This is a genomic window from Ruegeria sp. HKCCE4148, from assembly GCF_017872495.1.
Taxonomy (GTDB): domain Bacteria; phylum Pseudomonadota; class Alphaproteobacteria; order Rhodobacterales; family Rhodobacteraceae; genus Ruegeria.
The window spans coordinates 125,937-147,226 of sequence record NZ_JAEDOS010000001.1 but is presented as its reverse complement, the minus strand read 5'-3'; the positions used below and the strand labels follow the sequence as shown (position 1 = coordinate 147,226).

At 57.5% G+C, this 21,290-nt stretch carries 22 protein-coding genes and 1 riboswitch; of the genes, 5 read left to right on the top strand and 17 right to left on the bottom strand.

From position 1 onward, the window contains the following. Positions 1 to 93 precede the first annotated feature (93 nt). A complete protein-coding gene (locus tag I9187_RS00710) occupies positions 94 to 492 on the top strand; it encodes a hypothetical protein (RefSeq protein WP_171178542.1) in 399 nt (132 codons plus the stop codon). 21 nt (positions 493 to 513) lie between these two features. On the opposite strand, the gene mutT is transcribed toward I9187_RS00710, so the two are convergent. The 3 genes from mutT to I9187_RS00695 are packed head-to-tail and all read right to left on the bottom strand — an operon-like array spanning position 514 to position 2,990. Continuing rightward, the gene (mutT, locus tag I9187_RS00705) at positions 514 to 912 is read right to left on the bottom strand and encodes an 8-oxo-dGTP diphosphatase MutT (RefSeq protein WP_171178544.1); all 399 of its coding nucleotides are present in this window, start codon (positions 910 to 912) and stop codon (positions 514 to 516) included. Beyond that, entirely contained in the window at positions 909 to 2,135 is a 1,227-nt protein-coding gene (gene argJ / locus I9187_RS00700) for a bifunctional glutamate N-acetyltransferase/amino-acid acetyltransferase ArgJ (RefSeq protein ID WP_171178546.1), read from the bottom strand. The genes mutT and argJ overlap by 4 nt, the downstream gene beginning before the upstream one ends. A 6-nt stretch (positions 2,136 to 2,141) precedes the next feature. Beyond that, complete coding sequence (locus I9187_RS00695; protein WP_171178548.1) at positions 2,142 to 2,990, bottom strand: peptidylprolyl isomerase; 849 nt, start codon at positions 2,988 to 2,990, stop codon at positions 2,142 to 2,144. Between the two features lie 176 nt (positions 2,991 to 3,166). On the opposite strand from I9187_RS00695, the gene secA reads away from it, so the two are divergent. The 3 genes from secA to I9187_RS00680 all read left to right on the top strand — a co-directional run bounded on the left by secA (position 3,167) and on the right by I9187_RS00680 (position 8,477). Continuing rightward, positions 3,167 to 5,884 carry a preprotein translocase subunit SecA gene (gene secA, locus I9187_RS00690; protein ID WP_171178555.1) on the top strand — a complete coding sequence of 906 codons (2,718 nt, stop codon included), beginning with the start codon at positions 3,167 to 3,169 and terminating at the stop codon, positions 5,882 to 5,884. Between the two features lie 100 nt (positions 5,885 to 5,984). Beyond that, complete coding sequence (locus I9187_RS00685) at positions 5,985 to 6,902, top strand: hypothetical protein (RefSeq protein WP_171178557.1); 918 nt, start codon at positions 5,985 to 5,987, stop codon at positions 6,900 to 6,902. A gap of 24 nt (positions 6,903 to 6,926) precedes the next feature. Beyond that, complete coding sequence (locus I9187_RS00680; RefSeq protein WP_171178559.1) at positions 6,927 to 8,477, top strand: phosphate ABC transporter substrate-binding/OmpA family protein; 1,551 nt, start codon at positions 6,927 to 6,929, stop codon at positions 8,475 to 8,477. Between the two features lie 3 nt (positions 8,478 to 8,480). Here I9187_RS00680 and radC read toward each other — a convergent pair whose 3' ends face one another. The 14 genes from radC to I9187_RS00610 form a co-directional block, all read right to left on the bottom strand. Next, complete coding sequence (gene radC / locus I9187_RS00675) at positions 8,481 to 9,236, bottom strand: DNA repair protein RadC (protein WP_171178561.1); 756 nt, start codon at positions 9,234 to 9,236, stop codon at positions 8,481 to 8,483. A 35-nt stretch (positions 9,237 to 9,271) separates the two neighbouring features. Beyond that, positions 9,272 to 10,006, bottom strand: coding sequence for an ABC transporter permease (locus I9187_RS00670; RefSeq protein ID WP_171178563.1), 735 nt, complete (start codon positions 10,004 to 10,006; stop codon positions 9,272 to 9,274). Next, positions 10,003 to 10,731, bottom strand: a complete 729-nt coding sequence (locus I9187_RS00665; protein WP_171178565.1) for an ATP-binding cassette domain-containing protein — start codon at positions 10,729 to 10,731, stop codon at positions 10,003 to 10,005. The genes I9187_RS00670 and I9187_RS00665 overlap by 4 nt, the downstream gene beginning before the upstream one ends. Continuing rightward, positions 10,728 to 11,402 carry a thiaminase II gene (gene tenA / locus I9187_RS00660; protein WP_171178567.1) on the bottom strand — a complete coding sequence of 225 codons (675 nt, stop codon included), beginning with the start codon at positions 11,400 to 11,402 and terminating at the stop codon, positions 10,728 to 10,730. Before tenA ends, I9187_RS00665 begins: the two co-directional genes overlap by 4 nt. Beyond that, a complete protein-coding gene (locus I9187_RS00655; RefSeq protein WP_171178569.1) occupies positions 11,399 to 12,334 on the bottom strand; it encodes an ABC transporter substrate-binding protein in 936 nt (311 codons plus the stop codon). The genes tenA and I9187_RS00655 overlap by 4 nt, the downstream gene beginning before the upstream one ends. A 20-nt stretch (positions 12,335 to 12,354) precedes the next feature. Further along, positions 12,355 to 13,320 (bottom strand): HesA/MoeB/ThiF family protein, encoded by a 966-nt coding sequence (locus I9187_RS00650; RefSeq protein ID WP_171178571.1) that lies wholly within the window; start codon positions 13,318 to 13,320, stop codon positions 12,355 to 12,357. Then, positions 13,317 to 13,913, bottom strand: coding sequence for a thiamine phosphate synthase (locus I9187_RS00645; RefSeq protein ID WP_171178573.1), 597 nt, complete (start codon positions 13,911 to 13,913; stop codon positions 13,317 to 13,319). The genes I9187_RS00650 and I9187_RS00645 overlap by 4 nt, the downstream gene beginning before the upstream one ends. Further along, the gene (locus tag I9187_RS00640; protein WP_171178575.1) at positions 13,910 to 14,674 is read right to left on the bottom strand and encodes a thiazole synthase; all 765 of its coding nucleotides are present in this window, start codon (positions 14,672 to 14,674) and stop codon (positions 13,910 to 13,912) included. The genes I9187_RS00645 and I9187_RS00640 overlap by 4 nt, the downstream gene beginning before the upstream one ends. 2 nt (positions 14,675 to 14,676) lie before the next feature. Further along, positions 14,677 to 14,871 carry a sulfur carrier protein ThiS gene (thiS, locus tag I9187_RS00635; RefSeq protein ID WP_171178577.1) on the bottom strand — a complete coding sequence of 65 codons (195 nt, stop codon included), beginning with the start codon at positions 14,869 to 14,871 and terminating at the stop codon, positions 14,677 to 14,679. Further along, positions 14,855 to 15,832 (bottom strand): glycine oxidase ThiO, encoded by a 978-nt coding sequence (gene thiO / locus I9187_RS00630; RefSeq protein ID WP_171178579.1) that lies wholly within the window; start codon positions 15,830 to 15,832, stop codon positions 14,855 to 14,857. The genes thiS and thiO overlap by 17 nt, the downstream gene beginning before the upstream one ends. Continuing rightward, on the bottom strand, positions 15,829 to 16,632 hold the full coding sequence (thiD, locus tag I9187_RS00625) for a bifunctional hydroxymethylpyrimidine kinase/phosphomethylpyrimidine kinase (RefSeq protein WP_171178581.1): 804 nt from the start codon (positions 16,630 to 16,632) through the stop codon (positions 15,829 to 15,831). The genes thiO and thiD overlap by 4 nt, the downstream gene beginning before the upstream one ends. Before the next feature lie 44 nt (positions 16,633 to 16,676). Beyond that, positions 16,677 to 16,783, bottom strand: a riboswitch (TPP riboswitch). A 208-nt stretch (positions 16,784 to 16,991) separates the two neighbouring features. After that, entirely contained in the window at positions 16,992 to 18,260 is a 1,269-nt protein-coding gene (locus tag I9187_RS00620; protein WP_171178583.1) for an ABC transporter permease subunit, read from the bottom strand. Beyond that, entirely contained in the window at positions 18,257 to 19,063 is an 807-nt protein-coding gene (locus I9187_RS00615) for an ABC transporter ATP-binding protein (protein WP_171092888.1), read from the bottom strand. Before I9187_RS00615 ends, I9187_RS00620 begins: the two co-directional genes overlap by 4 nt. A 102-nt stretch (positions 19,064 to 19,165) precedes the next feature. Then, positions 19,166 to 20,167: an ABC transporter substrate-binding protein gene (locus tag I9187_RS00610; RefSeq protein ID WP_171178586.1), complete on the bottom strand. Its 1,002-nt coding sequence runs from the start codon at positions 20,165 to 20,167 to the stop codon at positions 19,166 to 19,168. Positions 20,168 to 20,460: 293 nt separating this feature from the next. Between I9187_RS00610 and I9187_RS00605 the strand changes: the two genes are divergently transcribed. Beyond that, the gene (locus tag I9187_RS00605; protein ID WP_245222876.1) at positions 20,461 to 21,249 is read left to right on the top strand and encodes an IclR family transcriptional regulator; all 789 of its coding nucleotides are present in this window, start codon (positions 20,461 to 20,463) and stop codon (positions 21,247 to 21,249) included. The last annotated feature ends 41 nt before the right edge of the window (positions 21,250 to 21,290 follow it).

The following is a 21,290-nucleotide window of genomic DNA, read 5'->3' as shown; positions in this document are numbered from 1 at the left end:
AATTGAACGGTTTACAAGATCTCGCTTGGCGAGGCAGGCGATATGTGCGACCTCTAATGCATATGTGTTTTAGGCTATTTTTTAGGTAAGTTGATGACCAACACCATCTATCGGCTTTTCTTCATATTAAGCTTGCTCACGGGATCAGGGGCAGTTGCAGAGCAACCCTCGGAGGTACTGATCCAGGGGCATATTAAAGTTGAAGACGATGAAGTTGTTTTTCGGTTTACGTGTGAAGAGTCTGCGGATTGCAAGGTTGCTATGGGAGATTTTGAAAGCACTCTAAGGCCAGGGCTCAATATCGTTTTCTTCCAGATCGCAAAAAGTACAGGCAAGTTGCAGTTCATCGATGAACACGGTCACGCAATCATCCAATATGGAAAAGACGTCAAAACCTTCTCAATATTTGATGCAGCAGACGATGACTTTGTCAGAAATGGCGCAAATACTCCGGTCGGGTATCTCAAACTGTCAGCGACGCGCGTTGAATAAGTCCGGAACCAGCATGTGCGGCTACAACCAATCCCGCAAAATTGGGATCAGCGGTATGTCCGCCGCAGGCATCGGATAATTCCGCAAATCGTTCGCGCGCACCCATTTCAGCGCCTGACCCTCCTTGGACTGCGGTATCCCCTCCCACTTCCGACAAGCAAACAGCGGCATCAGCAAGTGGAAATCGTCATAGCTGTGGCTGGCAAAAGTCAGCGGCGCGAGGCACGAGGCCCAGGTGTCGATGCCCAGTTCCTCATGCAATTCGCGGATCAGGGCGACTTCGGGGGTTTCGCCGGGTTCGATTTTGCCTCCAGGGAATTCCCACAGACCGGCCATGGATTTGCCTTCGGGACGTTGGGCCAGCAGGACACGGCCCTCGATGTCGATGAGAGCGACAGCAGATACCAGTATAGTTTTCACGAGCGATAATCCGCGTTGATCTCGATGTATCCATGGGTCAGGTCGCAGGTCCAAACGGTGGATTTGCCTTCGCCCAGTCCAAGGTCGACCGCGATCACAAGGTCCTGACCCTTCATATATTCGGCCGCATCCTCCTCACGGTAGTCAGGGCTGACCCAACCTTTTTCCGCCACCAGAATGTCACCGAACGAGATGCTCAGAAGGTCCCGATCCGCCGCCGCACCGGATTTGCCGATGGCCATGACAATGCGGCCCCAGTTCGGGTCCTCGCCCGCGATGGCGGTTTTGACCAGCGGCGAGTTGGCAATTGCCAAACCATGCACCTTGGCGTCCATGTCCGAGACGGCCCCGGTTACGCGAATCTCCACAAATTTTGTGGCCCCTTCCCCGTCACGCACGACCTGTTGCGCGAGGTCCAGCATCACGGTTTCCAGCGCTTCGGCAAAGGCGGCATTGCCAGTGGCGTTCACGCCAGATGCCCCGGTGGCGCACAGCAACAGGCTGTCCGAGGTCGACGTATCGCTGTCCACGGTAATGCAGTTGAAGGTCCGGTCAGTCTGCGCGCTCAGTATGGACTGCAGCGCAGATTGCTCGAGTTGCGCGTCTGTGAAAATATAGACCAGCATCGTCGCCATATCGGGCGCGATCATGCCGGATCCCTTCGCAATCCCAGCAATAGAGACTGTTTTCCCGTCAATCTCGACCTGAGCAGACGCCCCTTTCGGGAAGGTGTCGGTGGTCATGATTGCCCGTGCTGCATCCTCGATAGCATGGCGGCTCAGGCCGGATTTCAACGTCTCAAGCTGCGAAACGATACGGTCATGGGGCAACGGTTCACCAATCACCCCGGTGGACGAGGTAAAGACGCGTTCTATCGGAACGCCGGTGGCCTTGGACACGGCTTGCGTCACCTCGGCCACCGAGGTCTGGCCATAGTGGCCTGTAAAGGCATTGGCATTGCCCGAGTTCACCAGGATCGCCGCAGGCCCTTCGCTGGACCCACCGATCTTGTCCTGACAGTCCAGCACCGGCGCAGCCCGTGTGGCCGAGCGGGTAAAGACCCCGGCGACCGAAGTGCCTGGGTCCAAAACGGCCAGCATGACGTCGGTACGGCCCTGATAACGCACCCCGGCCTCGACAGTTGCGAAGCGCACACCGTCAATCGCGGGCAGGTCAGGGAATGACGCTGGGGCCAGCGGTGAAACCTTGGTAATCTTGGCCACGGGTCTTTACTCCTGAATCAGGTCCAGTTGGCGCATCATTTCGTGGCCTGCACCATCCAGCGCGGGACGCTCGATCTGTGACTGTTGCGTAAGCTCATCAATACGGGCCTGAATGACGTCCTGCTGGATCGTCTGCACAAGTTCTTCGCGCACAATGTCCAATTCAGGCGCTTCGGTCTTGCGCTTGTCATTCAGCTTGACCAGATGCCAGCCAAATTGGGTCTGAACCGGATCCGAGACCTGCCCTTTTTCAAGCGCGATCACGGCGCCTTCGAACTCGGGCACCATTTGGCCCTTGCCAAACCAACCCAGCGCGCCCCCATTGGGGCCGGACGGCCCAGTCGAGTTTTCGCGCGCAAGCTCGGCAAAGTCGGCACCTTCATCCAGCTGCAGCTTAAGCTCTTTTGCTTTTTCCTCGGTCTCGACAAGGATGTGGCTGGCATCAAATTCGTCTTCGCCTGCGAAATCTTTGAATTGCGCATCGTAGGCCGCTTGAATGGCATCATCCGTGACCGCAGCCTCTGTCAACGCGGCGACCGTCTGTACCGCACGCAGCGATCGCTCTTCATTCTCTAAACGCAGGGCGTTTTCAGTGTTCAGGTCATCTTGCTGCTGACCTAGCAATTGTTGCTGGATCAATTGTTCCAGAACAAAGTCGAACAAAACGTCGTCTTCTGCCTGCTGATACTGCGGGGGCAAAACGGCAACGGTCGCTATCACGTGACCAAGTGTGATCTCGTCACCGTTCACACGCGCAACAACTGTGGACGCATCGGGTTGGGTTTCGGCGGCCAGCGGCAGCGCCATCATGGCAGTCAGAGCCAGCGATGGCAGAAAAGTGAGGCCTTTGGGCATTGAATCATCCTATTTCCTTGCCGCGACAGGGCGCAGCGTTGACACTCTGGAACCTGCCGCTTACATCGCTTTGAAGCCTTGGACAGGGCCGCCTTTCACCCCCCGTATCTATGGGTTGCGCGCAAGGTGGGCAAGCCTGTCGCAACCAAGACAAGAACAGATCCGCTGGAGTGAACATGCTGGGACTCGGAACGCTCGCCAAAAAGGTGTTCGGAACACCGAACGACCGCAAGATCAAGGCGACCCGCCCCCTGATCGAAAAGATCAACGCATTGGAACCCGAATTTGAGAAACTGTCGGATCAGGGTCTGATCGAAAAAACGGAAGAACTGCGCAAACGGGCGCTGGATGGCGAAAGCCTAGACAGTCTGCTGCCCGAAGCCTTTGCCAACGTGCGCGAAGGTGCAAAGCGCGCGCTTGGTTTGCGGGCCTTTGACGTGCAGTTGATGGGCGGAACCTTCCTGCATCAGGGCAATATCTCGGAAATGAAAACGGGTGAGGGCAAGACACTGGTCGCGACCTTCCCTGCCTATCTGAACGCTTTGACCGGCAAGGGCGTGCATGTGGTCACGGTGAACGAATACCTGGCCAAGCGCGACTCGGAATGGATGGGCAAGGTGTTTGCCGCCGTGGGCATGACCACCGGTGTGATCTGGTCGGGCCAGCCCGATGATGAAAAGATGGCCGCTTATAAGTGCGACATCACCTATGCCACCAATAATGAGCTGGGTTTCGATTATTTGCGCGACAACATGAAGGCAGATCTGGAACAGGTTTATCAGAAACACCACAACTTCGCGATTGTGGACGAGGTCGACTCGATCCTAATCGACGAGGCGCGGACGCCGCTGATCATCTCGGGGCCTGCACAGGACCGCTCGGATCTGTACACAGCGATTGACGCGCTGATCCCAACGCTAAGCGATGACCATTTCAGTTTGGATGAAAAGTCGCGCAACGTGACCTTCACGGACGAGGGCAACGAGTTTCTGGAAGCTCAGTTGTTACAGGCAGGCCTGATTCCCGAAGGCCATTCCTTGTATGACCCCGAAAGCACCACGGTCGTGCACCACGTGAACCAGGGTCTGCGCGCGCACAAGCTTTTCCAACGGGACAAGGATTACATTGTCCGGGACGGCAACGTTGTTCTGATCGACGAGTTCACTGGCCGTATGATGCCGGGTCGCCGCCTGTCGGAAGGCCTGCATCAGGCGATTGAGGCCAAGGAAGGTGTGCAGATCCAGCCCGAAAACGTGACGCTGGCCAGCGTGACCTTCCAGAACTATTTCCGCTTGTATGACAAGCTGGGTGGTATGACCGGGACTGCGTTGACCGAGGCTGAGGAATTTCAGGAAATCTACGGTCTGGGCGTGGTCGAGGTTCCAACCAACAAGCCAATTGCCCGTATCGACGAGGATGATCAGGTTTATCGCACCGCAATGGAAAAATATGGCGCGATGATCAGCGAAACCCAAAAGGCGCAGGAAAAAGGTCAGCCGGTTCTGCTGGGTACCACTTCGATCGAGAAGTCCGAGCTGCTGAGCCAAATGCTGACCAAAGAAGGCATCGAGCACAACGTTCTGAATGCCCGTCAGCACGAGCAAGAGGCGCAGATCGTTGCAGATGCAGGCCGTTTGGGTGCCGTGACAATTGCCACAAACATGGCCGGTCGCGGCACCGACATTCAGCTGGGCGGCAATGTCGAAATGAAAGTGCTGAAGGCGCTGGCCGAAAACCCCGAGGCTGATCCATCGGAATTGCGAGCCGCAGAAGAAGCGCGCCACGCTGAGGAAAAAGAAAAGGTTCTGGCTGCTGGTGGTCTGTATGTCATGGCGTCTGAACGCCACGAAAGCCGCCGCATCGACAACCAGCTGCGCGGTCGTTCAGGCCGTCAGGGCGATCCGGGCCGCACTGTGTTCTACCTGAGCCTCGAAGACGATTTGATGCGCATCTTTGGCTCGGAACGTCTGGACAAGGTGCTGACCACGCTGGGCATGAAAGAAGGCGAGGCGATCGTCCACCCTTGGGTGAACAAGTCGCTGGAACGCGCGCAGTCCAAGGTTGAAGGCCGCAACTTCGACATGCGGAAAAACGTTCTCAAATTTGACGACGTGATGAACGATCAGCGTAAGGTGATCTTTAGCCAGCGCCGCGAAATCATGTCGGCCAATGACCTGTCCGAGATCGTCTCAGATATGCGCGAGCAGGTGATTGACGATCTGATCGATGAGTACATGCCGCCGAAATCTTATGCCGATCAATGGGATACCGATGGTCTGCATGAGGCGATCAAGGATAAGCTGACCATCGACGCCCCGGTTCAGGACTGGGCCGCCGAGGAAGGCGTGGATGACGAGCAGGTGCGCGAACGTCTGATCAAATCCGCTGATGAGATGATGGCCCAGAAAGCCGTCGCCTTCGGGCCTGAGAACATGCGCAATATCGAAAAACAGGTATTGCTACAAACTATCGACAGCAAATGGCGCGAGCATTTGCTGACGTTGGAACATTTGCGTTCGGTCGTCGGTTTTCGCGGTTACGCACAGCGCGACCCACTGAACGAATACAAGAACGAAAGCTTCCAACTTTTCGAAAGTATGCTGGACAGCTTGCGCGAAACCGTGACTCAGCAATTGTCGCGCGTGCGTCCGCTGACCGAGGAAGAGCAGAAAGAAATGCTCGCCCAGATGGCTGCGCAACAAGCGCAGGCGCAACAGGCGGTGGACAAGGCCGCTGGTCAGGCCGAAGCCAAAGCCGAAGCTACAGCATCCGGTGATGCGCTGCCGGGGTTTGATGAGAATGACCCGTCAACCTGGGGTAACCCGTCGCGAAACGACCCCTGCCCCTGCGGCTCTGGCAAAAAGTTCAAACACTGCCACGGCCGATTGACCTGACGTCAACACACACTGATCACAATGAGTCCGTCTCGCGGCCACAAATTGGCCGCGATTCGTAACGAGAGTGCAAGCTGCTCCTTCAACTGGGGAGGGTGTCTTGTTTGTAGTTCGCAACTACGTGACCATGTGCGGTACCGTCGCCTGTGCTTTGGGCATCGGCTACCTGATGCAAAACGGATCATCTGCGCAGCCCAACGGCGCGCAGGCTGGAATTGATGTCGCTTCGGCATCCGAACAGTCTTCGGTTCTGTCGGGACTGGAAGATATTGTTTTGACGTCTGCCACGCCCTCTGATGCAAATCCCGGCAATGCAGCTTCGGCACCTCGCGGGGTTCCTTCCGCGCTCAAACCGTCGGATTGTAATATCAGTGCCCGTGCAATTGCGGTTTCGGGCGCGATGGCGCGTGTTTCGCTCAAAGCGCCCTGCAACGCGGAAGAGCGGGTTGAGATCCACCACAGTGGCCTGACGGTCAGTCAAATGACCGATGCCTCTGGCGGGTTGCAAATGACCATCCCGGCCTTGTCGGAATACGCGATTTTCCTGATTTCGTTCGAAGACCAAACCGGCACTGTCGCCACCACTCACGTTTCTGACATTGTCGAATACAATCGCGTTGCCCTGCAATGGCAGGGCGAGACCGAATTGCAGATCCATGCTCTGGAGTTCGGCGCCAGCTATGGCGGTGATGGCCATGTATGGGATGACGCATCGGCCAAAGGCGCCGGAAAGGTTTTGCGCCTGGGTCAGATTGGTCACGAAAAGGCACAGAATATCGAAGTGTATTCTTTTCCTGCAGGCGCATCGGATCAGTCCGGTACAATTGACCTGACGGTCGAGGCCGAAGTGACAGAAGCAAATTGTGGGCACACGCTGAACGTGCAAGCTTTAGAGCTTCTGCCAGACCGTCGCTTGCGGTCACGCGACATGTCGCTGACCCTGCCCGATTGTTCACAGGCTGGTGAGTTTCTGGTGTTGAAAAATCTGCTCTCAGACCTGACAATTGCGGCAAAGTAATCCGCAGGCAGGTTCGGCTCTCTTATGACATTATTCCGTGTAGCGGCAGCTGCGCTGATTTCATTTGCCACTGGCGCTCTGGCGCAGGACATCACGCTGACGTCGCATGACGGCAAGGTCGAAGTGACCGGCAATCTGCTGGGCTTTGACGGCGAGTTTTATCGCGTTGAGACGCAGTTTGGCGCACTCACGGTGGATGGATCGGGCGTTACATGTGACGGTCCAGCCTGCCCGAACCTGACCGATTTTGTGGCCGAGCTGTGGTTTTCCGGCTCATCCGTTATGGCTGAAACGGTACTGCCCGCGCTGATCATTGGCTTCGCGCAACAAGAAAGCCTGACCGCAATCCCGGCGCGTGTGGATTCGGACAGCTTTGTCTACGAACTAAGACAGGCTGAGCGCTCGGCACCGCTGGCACGGTTTTATTTTGATGTGGGCACGACGGCGCGTGGATTCAGTGATCTTGTTGCGGATCAGACAGATATTGTGATGGCCCAGCGGGAAGTGCGTGAGTCAGAACGAGAGGAAGCCGAAGCTGCCGGTTTGGGTGATCTGAAACGGGCGCGGCGCTCGCGCGTCATTGCGTTGGACGCAATGGTCCCGGTGGTCGCTGCCGACAACATGATGCAGCAAATCTCGATGGCGGATTTGGCCCGCATCCTGTCCGGGGAAGTGACCAATTGGGCGGATTTGGGCGGCCCAGACGCGCCGATTGCTTTGCATGTCCCGGAAATAGGATCCGGACTTTCGCAAGCTGTTGAAGACCAGGTTTTGAAAACCGTGGATGCAGAATTGTCACCGACAGCGACCCCGCACAGCCGAATCCGCGATCTGACAGACTCTGTCGCAAAAGATCCCTTTTCAATTGGGATAGCCAGCAAAGCTACAGCTAATACCACCCGCATCCTGCCACTGACCGGAGGATGCGGACATCCTCTTGCCGCGACCCGACAATCTATCAAGACCGAGGATTATCCGCTGACTCTGCCGATGTTCCTTTACCTCCCGGACCGACGCCTGCCACGGATCGCGCGACAGTTTCTGGCATACACCCAAAGCCCAGAGGCTCAGATGGCGATACGGGGCGCGGGGTATGTGGATCAATCGCCCGAAAACCTGCCGGTTGACGTGCAGGGCGACCGGCTGGCCAATGCCATCTTAACAGGCGGCTCCGAGGTCGGGTTGGAGGAGTTGCAGCGCATGATCGACACGCTGCGCCCACTTTCGCGCCTATCCTTGTCTGTTCGATTCGAACCCGGCTCTTCGCGCCCCGACGCACAGTCTCGTTCAAACATTCAACAACTGGCCCAGATGCTTGAGACCGGAACGCTGAAGGCGCGCAAGCTGGTGTTTGCGGGCTTCAGCGACGGTGACGGCGGGGCCGCCACCAATGCCCGCATCGCCTTGCGGCGCGCGCAAACCGTGCGCAACGGTGTGCTGGCGGCTGTGGAATCGTCACTGCCCGAAGGTATCGAGGTTTCAGCCGAAGGGTTTGGTGAGGCGATGCCAATGGCCTGCGATGACACGGAATGGGGCCGCAAAGTTAACCGTCGGGTCGAAATCTGGGTTCAGTAAGCGCTACAGGAATCCTTCCGACCGAAAGCTCAACTCGGTCGATTTTCCTATGATCAGGTGATCGTGCAGGGTTAGCCCCAAGGCCGAACAGGCATCCTGAATACGGTTGGTCATGTCGATGTCCGACTGCGAGGGCGTCGGGTCACCAGACGGGTGGTTATGGACCAATATCAAGGCCGAAGCATTCAGCTCCAGCGCCCGTTTTGCAACCTCGCGCGGATAGACCGGTACGTGATCAACGGTTCCTTTGGCCTGTTCTTCATCAGCGATCAGAACGTTTTTTCTGTCCAGATAAAACACCCGAAACTGCTCGGTTTCGCGATGGGCCATGGTGGTGTGACAATAATCCAGCAGCGCATCCCAACCCGAGATCACATGCCGCTGCATCACACGTGCACGCGCCATCCGATGGGCGCAGGCCTCGAGGATCTTGAGATCCGTGATCACCGAATCCCCAACGCCTTTGATCTTGCGCAGACGTTCTTCCGGCGCGGTCAACACGCGGTTGAAATCGCCAAACGCATCCATCAAACCACGCGCCAGCGGCTTGACGTCCTGCCGGGGTATCGACCGGAACAACACCAGTTCCAGCAACTCGTAATCCGGCATCGCCGCTGATCCGCCTGCCATGAACCGTTCGCGCAGCCGCTTGCGGTGGTCTTTTATGTAGGAGGGTAACCGACCTGACGGCAGCGGCTGCGCGGGCGCTTCGTCCGTGTCAAACAGCATAGGGGCTTCGGCAAAGGCGTTCTGGGTCATAGCTTCACCCTGACGCAGAATCAGTTTCTGATTGGTTAACGCCCCTCTCCTTCCATATGCGCGGTGGCGCGGCGGACAATCATGTGCAGAAGGATCGAGAACACACCCAGCGTCAGCATCGCCGCGAACATCAGGTCGGTCTTGGCGCGACCATTGGCCAGCAGCATCAGATAGCCCAAACCTTGCGACGAGCCGACCCATTCGCCAATCACCGCCCCGATCGGAGCATAAACCGCCGCCAGACGCATACCCGAAGCCAACGATGGCAGCGCCGCCGGAATACGGATGTGCCACAGGACCGAACGTTTGCTGGCCTGCATCGTGCGCGCCAAATCCAGATAACCCGGTGGCGTGCGCATCAAACCATCAAAGAAAGACGAGGTGATCGGGAAATAGATGATCAGCACCGCCATCGCGACTTTGGACCACAGACCATAGCCAAGCCACAGGGTCAGCAACGGTGCCAGTGCAAAAACCGGCAGCGCCTGAGTAAACACCAGCATGGGCTGCACCAAAACTCGCGCGGCGCGCGAATTCGCCAATTGCAGTGCTGTGATGACGCCCAGCACCGTACCGACAGCTAAGCCTATGACAACTTCAACTGCGGTGATCCACGCATGCTCGGCGATTAACCACCTGTTCTGCCACCAAGTTTCAGCCACCACGGCTGGTCCGGGCAGGATGAATTTTGGCAATCCGGTCAAGGTTACGATCCCTTGCCAGATGAGCAGAGCAAACAGAGTGGCTGCCAGCGCCGACAGATACCTCATGCTGCGTCCTCCCGCAGAAGCCGCAGCAACGCACCCTGAGTTTCCAGCGTTTCCAGATCATCCACGCTGCGCGGGGCCGGAGCATGAGGCGGGTCGCAAGGGGTCAGGCCGTGTTCGGTCATGACAACAATGGACTGCCCCAAGCGCGCGGCTTCACCTGGGTCATGCGTGACCAAAAGGACAGTTCGCCCCACCAGCGCTTCGGCCGCCAGATCCTGCATATCGGCGCGAGTCCGGGCGTCGAGCGCTGAAAAGGGCTCATCCAGCAGCACGATGGGCCGGTCTTCCATCAACGTACGGGCCAGCGCGACGCGCTGTCTTTGCCCCCCCGACAGCTCGGTCGGTTTCTTGGTCATGTGATCCTGCAGGCGCATCCGTTTGATCAGGCGGTCACGCCGATCCAGATCAGGCTTTTCGCCCCGCAGCCGCGCACCAAGCGAAACGTTCTGAGCCACTGTCGCCCAGGGCAACAGAAGATCATCCTGCGCCATGTAAGCTACCCGATCCGAGACCGGCAAACCGTCGCTTGCTGTGATCTGGCCCAAGAACTTGGCCCCGGTTTCCAGCCCGGCAATCAACCGCAAAACGGTGGTTTTTCCCACGCCCGATCCGCCCAGCAAACAGGTCCAAGCACCCGCGTCCAGGTTCAAGGTCAACGGAGCAAACAGGGTCGCATCATCGATTTTGGCTGATCCGCTGATTGTCAGACCGGGCGCACGGGTCATGGTGTTAGGCCCATTTGCCAGAAGTTCACTTCCAGCTCAGTCGCCGTCCGGAAGGTTTGACACAGACGATGCCAGCGGGGTGAAGGTTCAAAATCCGCCCCAAGTCGCCTTGTTAGAGCCGAATTCAGCAACTCACCTACCGCTTGGCACGCGCCTTGATACTCTTCACCGGCATAGGTGTTGATCCAATCGCGATAGGTCTCGGACGTCGCTTCCTCCGCCAGCCGGGTACCGATCTCACCATAGCCCATAACGCAGGGGGCCAACGCTGCCAGCAGGTCCAGCAGATCACCGCTGTATCCCGCTTCGAGGACGAACCGCGTATATGCAAGATTTTCGGCGCGTTCGGGGGTGGCGAACAATTCATCCTGTGAGATTCCAGCAGCCTCACAGATACCGATGTGCAGCTGCATTTCTTCCGCAACCAAAGCGTTCACGGTGCCGACCGCTGTCAGCATTTCGGAATGCGTTTCCGATTTCACAACTGCCAAAGCCCACGCACGAGAAAAATGGATCAGAAACACGTAATCCTGACGCAGATAGTGAAGAAACGCCTCACGCGGCAGCGTTCCATCCTTCATTCCTTCGACAAAGGCGTGGCGGGTATAGTCCCGCCACGGCCCCTGCGCCGCATCACGCATCAGCGTGAAGGCTTTGCCATACCCGTTCATTGCGCGGTAACATCGATGGTCAGATCACTGACCGGAAGGATGCTATCGATCATGCCGCTTTCGTTCAGGAACGCCTCGAACCGGGCATACCGACCGGCATCAAAACCTGCAGGGCGCAGTGCAAAACGTGGCAACGTATCGACCCAAGCGCGGGCGTTCAGCTCATCTTGCAGTTCAGGCGACGTGCTTGCGAAGATCTCCCAGCTTTTTTCCGGGTTGTTGACGATATACTGGGTCGCTTTTTCGGTCGCAGCCAAAAAGCGGGCGATCTTGTCTTTGTCCATCGTCTCGGGGTTGGCGACATAAATCAGCTCGTCGTAAGATGGCACGCCCTCTTCCTCGATGTAAAAACAAGTGCCCGGACGACCTTCGATATCCATCTGATTGAGTTCAAAGTTACGGTACGCGCCGATCACCGCATCGACCTGGCCAGTCATCAGCGAGGGCGAGAGTGAGAAGTTGACGTTGATCATCTCAACATCGTCCAGAGCAACGTCATATTTGCCCAGAACGGTGCCAAGGATGGCCTCTTCGACACCCGCAACCGAGAAACCGATCTTCTTACCCTTGAGGTCTGCGGGCGACTTGATCGGGCCATCTTCCAGCACCAGAAGGCAGTTCAACGGTGTTGCAACCAGTGTGCCAACGCGTTTCAGGGGCAGCCCTTCGTGGATTTGCAGATGCAGCTGGGGCTGATACGACACGGCCAGGTCCGCCTGCCCAGCAGCAACCAGACGCGGCGGGGCGGACGGATCCGCGGGCGGGACGATTTCGACCTCAAGGCCCTGCTCGGCAAAATAGCCGTTTTCCTGAGCCACAATAATAGGGCCATGGTCAGGGTTGATGAACCAATCCAGCAGGACTGTCATCTTGTCTTCGGCCCAGGCTGGCGCGGCGGCCAAAAGGGCTATGGCTGTCATCAGCTTCTTCATGTCTCGCGTTTCCTTTTCATTCACGAGGTTGAGGCCGCGACGAGGACAATCTCGCCTGGCCAATTCGGTTGCATGTGTTCCGCCGCACGCCACGAGCGCAGGCCTGTCGCACAGCAAAGAGCAAGCCGTTTCCCTTTATTAGGGTCTATCTGTTGCAAGTTTTCAGGTGATATACGGATGGCGTCAGGGTGTGCTGGAACTGGTGCTTCTTCTATACCGCGCAACTCCACGATTTGGTCGGCATCCGTCAGTTGATTAACAGATAGGAAGCGGAAGCACGTATTCGGCTCGGGCGCATCGTCAAAGCGGAACCCCGTACTGCGCAGGGTTTGCGCGTCATACTGCACAATCTGGCCCAAGGGCGAAGGCTCCAGCCCAAGGATCAGGTTGAGCGCCATCTGCGCCTGCATCGCCCCGATCACACCAACCACAGGACCCAGAACGCCCGCCGTAGCGCAGCTGGCCCCACTATCGGGCGCGTCCGGGAACACAGCGCGCAGGGATGGGGCTCCGCCGCAGAATCCACCGACATAGCCCGAAAGCCCCAGAACCGAAGCGCTGATTAACGGTTTGCCTTGCGCGAGGCACGTGTCCGACAGGATATAGCTGGCCGCGTAACTGTCGGCGCAATCCAGAACGACATCGGCTTGCGCCACCAGGGAAGCCGCGTTTTCGCTTGTAAGGGCGTGATTGAGGGCGACAACTTCAACTTCGGCATTCAATGCACGGCACCGGTCAGCAGCGCGTTCGGCTTTTGGATGTCCACAGTCTGCCTCAGCAAACAAGGTTTGCCGATGCAGATTCGACAGATCCACAGTGTCACCATCTACAATCGTGATCCCCCCAACGCCGGCCCCGGCCAAAAGCGGCAGGACCGGCGCGGCCAACCCGCCTGCTCCCACCACCAGAACACGAGCTGAAGACAAGCGGCCCTGTCCTTCGGCGCCCACTTCGGGCAGAAGCGTCTGACGGTTATAGCGGCTCATCGCGTCGCCTCGATCCACGCGCGCACCCGTGCTTCGGGATCCGCGTTTAGGGTGATGTCCGTCACGGCCGAGACAATATCGGCCCCGGCCTCCAGCACCCCCGCTGCGCGCTCGACGCTCATGCCGCCGATACCAACCAAGGGAATGTCGCCAACACGTGCCTTCCATTCGGTCACGCGGGGCAGGCCCTGTTGATGCCATTTCATCTTTTTCAGGATGGTTGGATAGACCGGTCCCAGTGCCACATAGTCGGGATCCATTGCCAACACGCGCTCAAGCTCATCATCGTCATGAGTTGAAACACCCAGCTTTAGACCCGCTTTTTGGATGGCTTTCAGGTCAGCATCATCCAGATCCTCTTGCCCAAGGTGAATCCAGTCGCATCCCAGATCGATGGCATGTTGCCAATAATCATTGATCACCAGAACTGCCCCATGATCGCGGCACAAATCGCGCGAGGCCGCTATCTGGTCGCGAACCTCATCATCAGGCTGATCCTTTACGCGCAATTGCACCAGTTTGACACCCAACGGCAACATCCGGCGCAGCCAATCCGAGTGATCAAAGATCGGATAAAAACGGTCCAGCGTCATGACAGAAATGCCTTTCCAACAACGGGGGTCGAGGGTTCAGCCATATCGCGCGCCTCAATCGGGTCCGCCTGATGGGCCAATTGCCCGGCCAGTGTCGCCTGCGCCATCGCTTTGGCCATCAGAACAGGATCCCCGGCGCGAGCCACGGCCGTGTTCAAAAGGACGGCGTCATAGCCAAGTTCGATTGCGTGGGCCGCATGGCTGGGCAGACCGATACCGGCATCGACCACCAACGGAACATCCGGAAACTCGGCCCGCATAGCGCGCAAGGCGTATTCGTTGTTCAGACCACGCCCAGACCCAATGGGCGCACCCCAAGGCATAAGCACCTCGCACCCTGCTTCTAACAAGCGTTCGCCCACGATCAGATCGTCAGTGGTATAGGGGAACACCTGAAACCCGTCTTCGGTCAGGATACGGGCGGCTTCGACCAACTGGAACACATCCGGTTGCAGGCTGTCGGTGTGCCCAATCAGTTCCAGTTTGATCCACGGGGTCTCAAACACCTCGCGGGCCATATGGGCTGTGGTCACGGCCTCTTTTACTGTATGACAGCCAGCTGTGTTAGGCAGGATCAGGACGCCAAGCTCCCGGATCATCTGCCAAAAGGTCTGCCCCGCACCGGATTCACGGCGCAGGGATACGGTTGCAACACCCGCACCGCTGTCACGGAAAGCCTGCTCCAGAATGGCAGGGCTGGGGTATTGGGCCGTGCCGAGCATCAGCGGGTTGGGCAGTTCCGTTCCATAAAAGGTTTTCATCCTTATCCCCCCTGCATCGGCGCAACGACTTCGACCCGGTCGCCATCGGCCAGTTTGTGCGCGACGCGCAGGCTGGAAGGAACGAAGTCTTCGTTCACTGCGGTGGCAACGCGGCCAGTGAAGCCGCATTCCTCTAGCAGCTCGGCCAGGGTTTCGGCGCGCACATCCCGCGTCTCGCCATTAAGCACGATCTTCATCGACCATCTCCGTATGTGTGTTGTCCAGCGCCAAATCCGCCACACCCTGCGCCAGAGCCGGGGCGAGCAGATAGCCGTGCCGATAAAGTCCGTTGGCATAGATTGTCCGACCCAAGCGACGGATGCGGGGCAAATTGTCGGGAAAGGCGGGACGCAGATCGACGCCGATTTCCAACACCTCGGCCTCACCAAAGGCCGGGTTCAGGGCATAGGCTGCGCTGAGCAGTTCCAGCATGGATCGGGCCGTGATGCGGCTGCTGTCTTCGCTTTCGATCATGGTCGCGCCCAGCATGTAGATGCCATCGCCCCGGGGCACGATATAAAGCGGCATTCGGGGGTGCAAAAGACGCACGGGGCGTGTCAACTCAACGTCCGGGCAACGCACGACCAGCATCTCACCCTTCACACCCCGAAGATCATGCAGGTATTCGCGTGCGTGCAGTCCGCGACAGTCGATCGCGTGCTCAATTTGTGCAGGGGCCAATTTGCGATGGAATTCCACCCCTTGTTCCTTCAAGCCTCGGTGTAGGTCCTGCAATGCCTGGCGGGGATCAAGGTGGGCTTCCTGGTCAAAGAACAGGCCCTTCCCAAACCCGTGCAAATCAGGCTCTAATTCAGCAATTTTTGCGCGATCGGCTTCCACAAACGCTTCGGTCCGACGCGCAAATCTGCGTAGGTCCGGCAGGTCTCGTGTATTGGCGACAACCAGCGTACCGCACCGCTGTACCTTTGTGCGACCAGCCCACCAATCGATTGCCCGCTGACCCAGTCTCAGCACCGGTTCTTCCGCGTTTTCGTATTCGCACCAGGGTGCCAGCATACCCCCGGCCCACCATGAACACCCGTGCGGGCCTGGCGGGCCGCCGGGATCAAACACCTGCACCTTCGCGCCGCGCGACACCAGTTCGCTGGCGACGGCCAGACCGGCCACCCCGGCTCCTATGACAGACCAGACGGTCACTTGGGCCAGACCTGATGGAAATGATGCACCGGACCGTGCCCAGAACCCACGTTCAGCTCATCTGCGCGTCCAATCGCGCCTTGCAGGTATTCATGCGCCTGCGCAACGGCATCCTGCATCGTCAGACCCTTTGCCAAACCCGCGGCAATCGAGGACGATAAAGTGCATCCAGTCCCATGCGTATTTTTGGTGTTCCGGCGCGGGGCCTGAAACTCTGCCACGATACCCGTCGGATCGATCAGCAAGTCATGGCATACCTCACCCGCACTATGACCGCCTTTCATCAACACAGCGCGCGCACCCAAAGCGCAAAGAGCCTGACCCTGGGCGGCCATCTCATCGGGTGTTTCGGCCTCTTTTGCATCCAACAGGCAAGCAGCTTCGGGCAGATTTGGGGTCAAAACCGCCGCCATCGGCAACAGCACATCGCGCAAGGTCTGGATTGCCTCTTGCGCCAGCAAGGCGTCACCAGACTTGGCGATCATCACCGGGTCCAGAACAATGGGTCGCTGAAAGTCGGCCAACCCGTTTGCGACGGTTTGAATGATCTCAGGTGTTGCCAGCATACCGATCTTGACAGCTTTGACATCCAGATCGCCCAGCACCGCTTGAATTTGCGCCTCGATCACGTCCAGAGGAATACCATGCACCGCTGTGACGGCCTGCGTGTTCTGTGCGGTGACGGCGGTGATCACGCTTGCACCAAAAACACCAAGTGCTGACATGGCCTTCATGTCAGCCTGTATTCCGGCACCGCCGCCGCTGTCAGATCCCGCAATGGTCAAGGCAATTGCAGCCATATCGTCGCTCCATCTTCTTTGGGCAACGATGTAGGAAAACTGTCTGCATTCAAAAGACCGTTCCCTACGCCGGAATTGCCCGGATCAGGTTCGATGGGTTAACGCAGCCACGCCTCTCAGCCCTGCAAATAGGGCACCCCAACGGTTGGGGCAGACAATCTCAGCCACCGACACCGAACGCAAGAGCCAAATGGGCGTTATCGGTCAGCAAACTGGATATATCGCTGGTCCGTTTTGCAACACGCGTAGTGGCGCGGCAGGCGCAAAACACATAAGGCGCGGCACCCTGACTGGGAAACCGCGCCTCATGATCTTTATGGGTGCACCCAGACGGTATTGACGTCTGGTGCAAGTCTATATCAGCTTTTGCCTTTCCAGGGCACCAGAATACGTTCGGCCCAGCGCATCAGCATGTCGATGCCGAAGCCGATGACACCAATCAGGATGATGCCCATGATCACGATGTCGGTATTCTGGAATTTGGAGGCAACCATAATCATCATGCCGGCCCCTTTTTCAGCGGCGACCAGTTCAGCAGCAACAACCGTGCCCCAGCAGACGCCCATCGCAACCCGCGCACCGGTGAAGATCTCGGGCAACGAATTGGGGATGATCACATGGCGCATCACCTGCCACTTTGACGCCCCAAGGGAATAGGCCGCGTGTACCTTCGAGATGTTCACGCCGGACACACCAGAACGGGCCGCAATCGCCATGATCCAGAGCGCAGCCAGGAACAGCAAGATGATCTTGCCTCCCTCACCGATCCCTGCCCAAATGATCACCAGCGGGATCAAAGCCAGCGGCGGAACCGGGCGCATAAACTCGACAATCGGGTCGAACCAGCCACGGAACCAGTTGGACAGACCCATGGCATAGCCCAAGGGAATGCCCACAAGCGATCCCAGTAGGAAGCCCACGATCACGCGGAACAGCGAGTAACCCAGATGCTCCCAAAGGGTGAAATTCCGGAAGCCTTCGCTGGCAATCTCGCCCAAGCGCTCGAAAACGTTTTCCGGTGCGGGCAGCCAGATCGGCTCCATCTGCCAGCCCTTGTCCGGGTCGATGTTGAGCGTGCCGCGCTGCGACATGACCACACGACCGAAATCAGTGTTCACAGAACCACCCGGCTCAATCGACTGACCATTCACGGCAACGATCTTTGCACCTTCGTCACGACCGATCTCATCATTTCGGTCAAGGCGGGCCAACTTACTGCGATAGGCCTGCACCACAACGGCATCGTCCTTGGCGAATCCGTCGCCGGGCGCGACCTCGGGTTCATCCACCGGTGCGTCCGCAGGGTGCACGATCACCGTCACTGAGGCGTCATCGGTCTGACCATCAGCCGTTTCAACAGTGTAGGTGAATGAGCCCTCTCCGACATAAGGACCGGGCGCGTGCAAGAAAGACGGCAACAAGGCCGACCCGGTGAATGCGCCCCAAAGCACGAAGATGGCGATGATCGAGATGATTGATGCCTTACGATCCGAGACAACGGCGCTTTCATCGCCGAAAGTGACCGTCTTAAGTGAGGTGAAATCATGGCGGTCTGTGCCTGCAGTCACCAGTTTGACCACAAAGAAAGCGCCGATAAATATCGCGATATAGATCAGAATGGGGATCATTGCGCTGCCTCCGTCCGACCCATGATTTCTTCTTCCATGTCCCAGATCATGCCCAGGATCTCTTCGCGGTTGGTGGCGAAGTCAGGGTGTTTCTTGACCTCACGCAGATCCTGGTCGACGCCCATATCTGCGAAGGGGAGGCGATATTCCTTGTGAATGCGCCCCGGTCTGGGTGCCATCACGAGCAGACGCTCGCCCAATAGCAGCGCTTCTTCCACCGAGTGGGTGATCAGGATGATTGTCTTGCCGGTCTCTTTCCACAGCTTCAAAACCAGCGATTGCATTTTTTCACGGGTCAGCGCGTCCAGCGCGCCAAGCGGTTCGTCCATCAGGATGACATCGGGGTCATTTGCGAGACACCGCGCCAGCGCCACACGCTGCTGCATCCCGCCAGACAATTCGTAGATAGCCTTTTCCTTGAAGTCCTGAAGCCCCACGACCTCAAGTAGATGATCGACCTCGGCCGCGTATTGCGCTTCCTTCTGCCCCTTCATCCGAGGGCCAAAGCTTACATTATCACGCACGCTCATCCATTCGAACAAAGCGCCCTTCTGAAACACCATGCCACGTTCGGCATCAGGGCCAGTGACCGTGTGGCCATTCATCACGATCTGCCCTTCGGTCGGGGCCAGAAAACCCGCAACGATGTTCAGCAGTGTGGTCTTGCCGCAACCTGAGGGGCCCAGCACGCTCATCAACTCGCCTTCGTTCAGATGCAACGTGACATCCTTCAACGCCTGCACGGCCGTTCCGTTAGGCAGGTCGAAGCGCATGGAGATGTTTTCGATGGATAAACCTGTCATATCCCGCTTTCTGTAGATGAGGGCGCCGCCACAAGCAGGCGGCACGCCCGATTGCCGGGGGAGGATCGGCGGGCGCATGGAAATGCGCCACGCCAAACCTTGTTACTTGCCGTCGGCAATCGTCATCGGCTCGGTGTTGACCGAGTTGGCATAGCTGTCCAGCGCACCGTCGATGCTGCCGGCCTCGACAAACACGTCGGCTACGCCCTTCATGAAGGTCTGCACATTGCCGCCCAGCCATTTCTGCGACAGCTGATCATCCATACTGGGGAAACCCATCGTCCCGATGGCCGCGCGCGCGCCTTCAAGATCCATGCCGGATTCTTTGGCAACAACTTCAAGCATCGCATCACCGCCCGCACCCGAGTTCCAACGCTCATTTGCATCCGCAGTTACCTGAAGGAACTGGGCGACCAGCTCAGGGTTTTCCGAGATAAAGCTTTCCGGGGCCGAGGTCACATCGAACACCAGAATACCCAGTTCTTCCTTCTCGGCACCGGTCAACAGAACGTTGCCGTGCTCTTTCATCCGGGACAGACCGCCGCCATAGCCACACGCGAAATCAACTGCGCCCTGGCTTAGGGCCGCAGCGCCTTCAGGCGGGGCCATGTCGACAACTTCAAGGCTGGCCAAGTCGATACCGAAGTGATCCATCTGGCGAAGGAAGCCATAGTGCGCGGCGGTACCCAGTGGCACAGCCACCTTTTTACCTGCCAGCTCGCTGGCGTTTTCCTTATCGATCTCCAGCGCTTCCGACACGACACAGTTGTCGTTCTCAGAATACGTCACAGCGACATCGACCACCTGAATCGCCTGACCAGCGGATGCGGCAACAACGAAAGGCGGAATGCCCTGGCTGACCGCGATCTGCACGTCGCCCGAGGCCATGGCCGCGCTCATCGCAGTGCCGGTTTCAAAGCTCACCCAATTCACCTTGAGGCCAAGTGCCTCGTCATAGGTTCCGTTGGCCTTGGCTTCTAGCATGGGCAGCGGCCATTCCAGGAAGTATGCAACGGTGATTTCGTCCAGGTCCTGCGCAAGCACTGCATGGCTTGTCAACGCAAGCACACTGGTCGCAGCGAGAGTGGCGAGTGTTTTTTTCATGGTATCCTCCGGTTGGGTCACTTTTTTACAGCGCGTTCCGCTGTTTTACTGTGAGAGAGCATTGGGTGCGCCTTACGGTACTGTGCCGTGTATTTTTCTTTTTTGCACGCCGCCAATCAAGAAGCCTCTCATTCTATCGTTGTGCAGAACAGGTGTTCTGAAATAGAACACTAGTGAGTACGCATTCTTTTCGTCAACTGTTTATTCTTCAAGTTTTGCTGTGAGCGTATTCAAAAGTTGAAACGGTTAAAAACTCGTCGTAGTTCTGCAATGCAGTAGATATGGGAGTGGGCATGGCAAGATCGACAGACAGCTCTATCGTCGCAAAGTGCGCTATGATCATGGATGCCCTGACCCACGCAAAAAGACCTATGGGTTTTTCGGATATCGTTGCGCGGACAGGTTTGGTCAAAAGCTCGTGCCACCGCGTACTTGCCGTTCTTCAAAGTGAGCGGATGGTCGAATACGACAAAAGCGGCAGAACCTACAAACCTGGCTCGCGATTTCAGGAATGGGCACGCGCCGGATTTCGACACCCGGATCTTCAGCAGGTTGTCGCAGAACCTGTTGACCGCCTCAGCGAAGCGACAGGATTGAACATTGCGCTGTCTGTTTTGGATGGCGATACCATTTTGTACCTGCGGACAACCAATAATGTTTCGGTTCGGTACGCAGCGCGTGCAGGCGACCACGCACCGCTGCACTGCACAGCCGCAGGCAAAGTTTTCCTTGCGTTTATGCCCGAAAAACAGCGCAATTCCGTGCTCGACTCGGCCGGATTGGAAAAGTTCACCGAATACACAAAGACAAACCTGCCAGAGCTTGAGACCGACTTGGGTGTCGTTCGGAATCAGGGCTATGCGGTTGTCGTGAAAGAGGAATTTCTCCAGGTCATGGGCATGTCCGCTCCTATTTGGAATGATCAGGGCAAAGTCGCCGCCTGTCTTTCTGTTTGGACTTTGACGGCAGACGACACGCCAGAGGAATTGCTTGCCAGCCTTGACTTGCTGAAACAAACCGCTGCCGAGATCTGTAGTCGGATCGGCGGCGAAGCACCCGAAAACTTCCACTTGACGACCTGACGGATGCTATCGAATATTGGAATTATTGTTCCGATATACGA

What these genes read in the sequence shown, in the direction of transcription:
- I9187_RS00710 (WP_171178542.1), top strand. Translation starts at nt 94, where the DNA reads ATGACCAACACCATCTATCGGCTTTTCTTCATATTAAGCTTGCTCACG.
- I9187_RS00695 (WP_171178548.1), bottom strand. Translation starts at nt 2,990, where the DNA reads ATGCCCAAAGGCCTCACTTTTCTGCCATCGCTGGCTCTGACTGCCATG.
- secA (WP_171178555.1), top strand. Translation starts at nt 3,167, where the DNA reads ATGCTGGGACTCGGAACGCTCGCCAAAAAGGTGTTCGGAACACCGAAC.
- I9187_RS00680 (WP_171178559.1), top strand. Translation starts at nt 6,927, where the DNA reads ATGACATTATTCCGTGTAGCGGCAGCTGCGCTGATTTCATTTGCCACT.
- radC (WP_171178561.1), bottom strand. Translation starts at nt 9,236, where the DNA reads ATGACCCAGAACGCCTTTGCCGAAGCCCCTATGCTGTTTGACACGGAC.
- I9187_RS00670 (WP_171178563.1), bottom strand. Translation starts at nt 10,006, where the DNA reads ATGAGGTATCTGTCGGCGCTGGCAGCCACTCTGTTTGCTCTGCTCATC.
- I9187_RS00665 (WP_171178565.1), bottom strand. Translation starts at nt 10,731, where the DNA reads ATGACCCGTGCGCCCGGTCTGACAATCAGCGGATCAGCCAAAATCGAT.
- tenA (WP_171178567.1), bottom strand. Translation starts at nt 11,402, where the DNA reads ATGAACGGGTATGGCAAAGCCTTCACGCTGATGCGTGATGCGGCGCAG.
- I9187_RS00655 (WP_171178569.1), bottom strand. Translation starts at nt 12,334, where the DNA reads ATGAAGAAGCTGATGACAGCCATAGCCCTTTTGGCCGCCGCGCCAGCC.
- I9187_RS00650 (WP_171178571.1), bottom strand. Translation starts at nt 13,320, where the DNA reads ATGAGCCGCTATAACCGTCAGACGCTTCTGCCCGAAGTGGGCGCCGAA.
- I9187_RS00645 (WP_171178573.1), bottom strand. Translation starts at nt 13,913, where the DNA reads ATGACGCTGGACCGTTTTTATCCGATCTTTGATCACTCGGATTGGCTG.
- I9187_RS00640 (WP_171178575.1), bottom strand. Translation starts at nt 14,674, where the DNA reads ATGAAAACCTTTTATGGAACGGAACTGCCCAACCCGCTGATGCTCGGC.
- thiS (WP_171178577.1), bottom strand. Translation starts at nt 14,871, where the DNA reads ATGAAGATCGTGCTTAATGGCGAGACGCGGGATGTGCGCGCCGAAACC.
- thiD (WP_171178581.1), bottom strand. Translation starts at nt 16,632, where the DNA reads ATGGCTGCAATTGCCTTGACCATTGCGGGATCTGACAGCGGCGGCGGT.
- I9187_RS00620 (WP_171178583.1), bottom strand. Translation starts at nt 18,260, where the DNA reads ATGATCCCCATTCTGATCTATATCGCGATATTTATCGGCGCTTTCTTT.
- I9187_RS00615 (WP_171092888.1), bottom strand. Translation starts at nt 19,063, where the DNA reads ATGACAGGTTTATCCATCGAAAACATCTCCATGCGCTTCGACCTGCCT.
- I9187_RS00610 (WP_171178586.1), bottom strand. Translation starts at nt 20,167, where the DNA reads ATGAAAAAAACACTCGCCACTCTCGCTGCGACCAGTGTGCTTGCGTTG.
- I9187_RS00605 (WP_245222876.1), top strand. Translation starts at nt 20,461, where the DNA reads ATGGCAAGATCGACAGACAGCTCTATCGTCGCAAAGTGCGCTATGATC.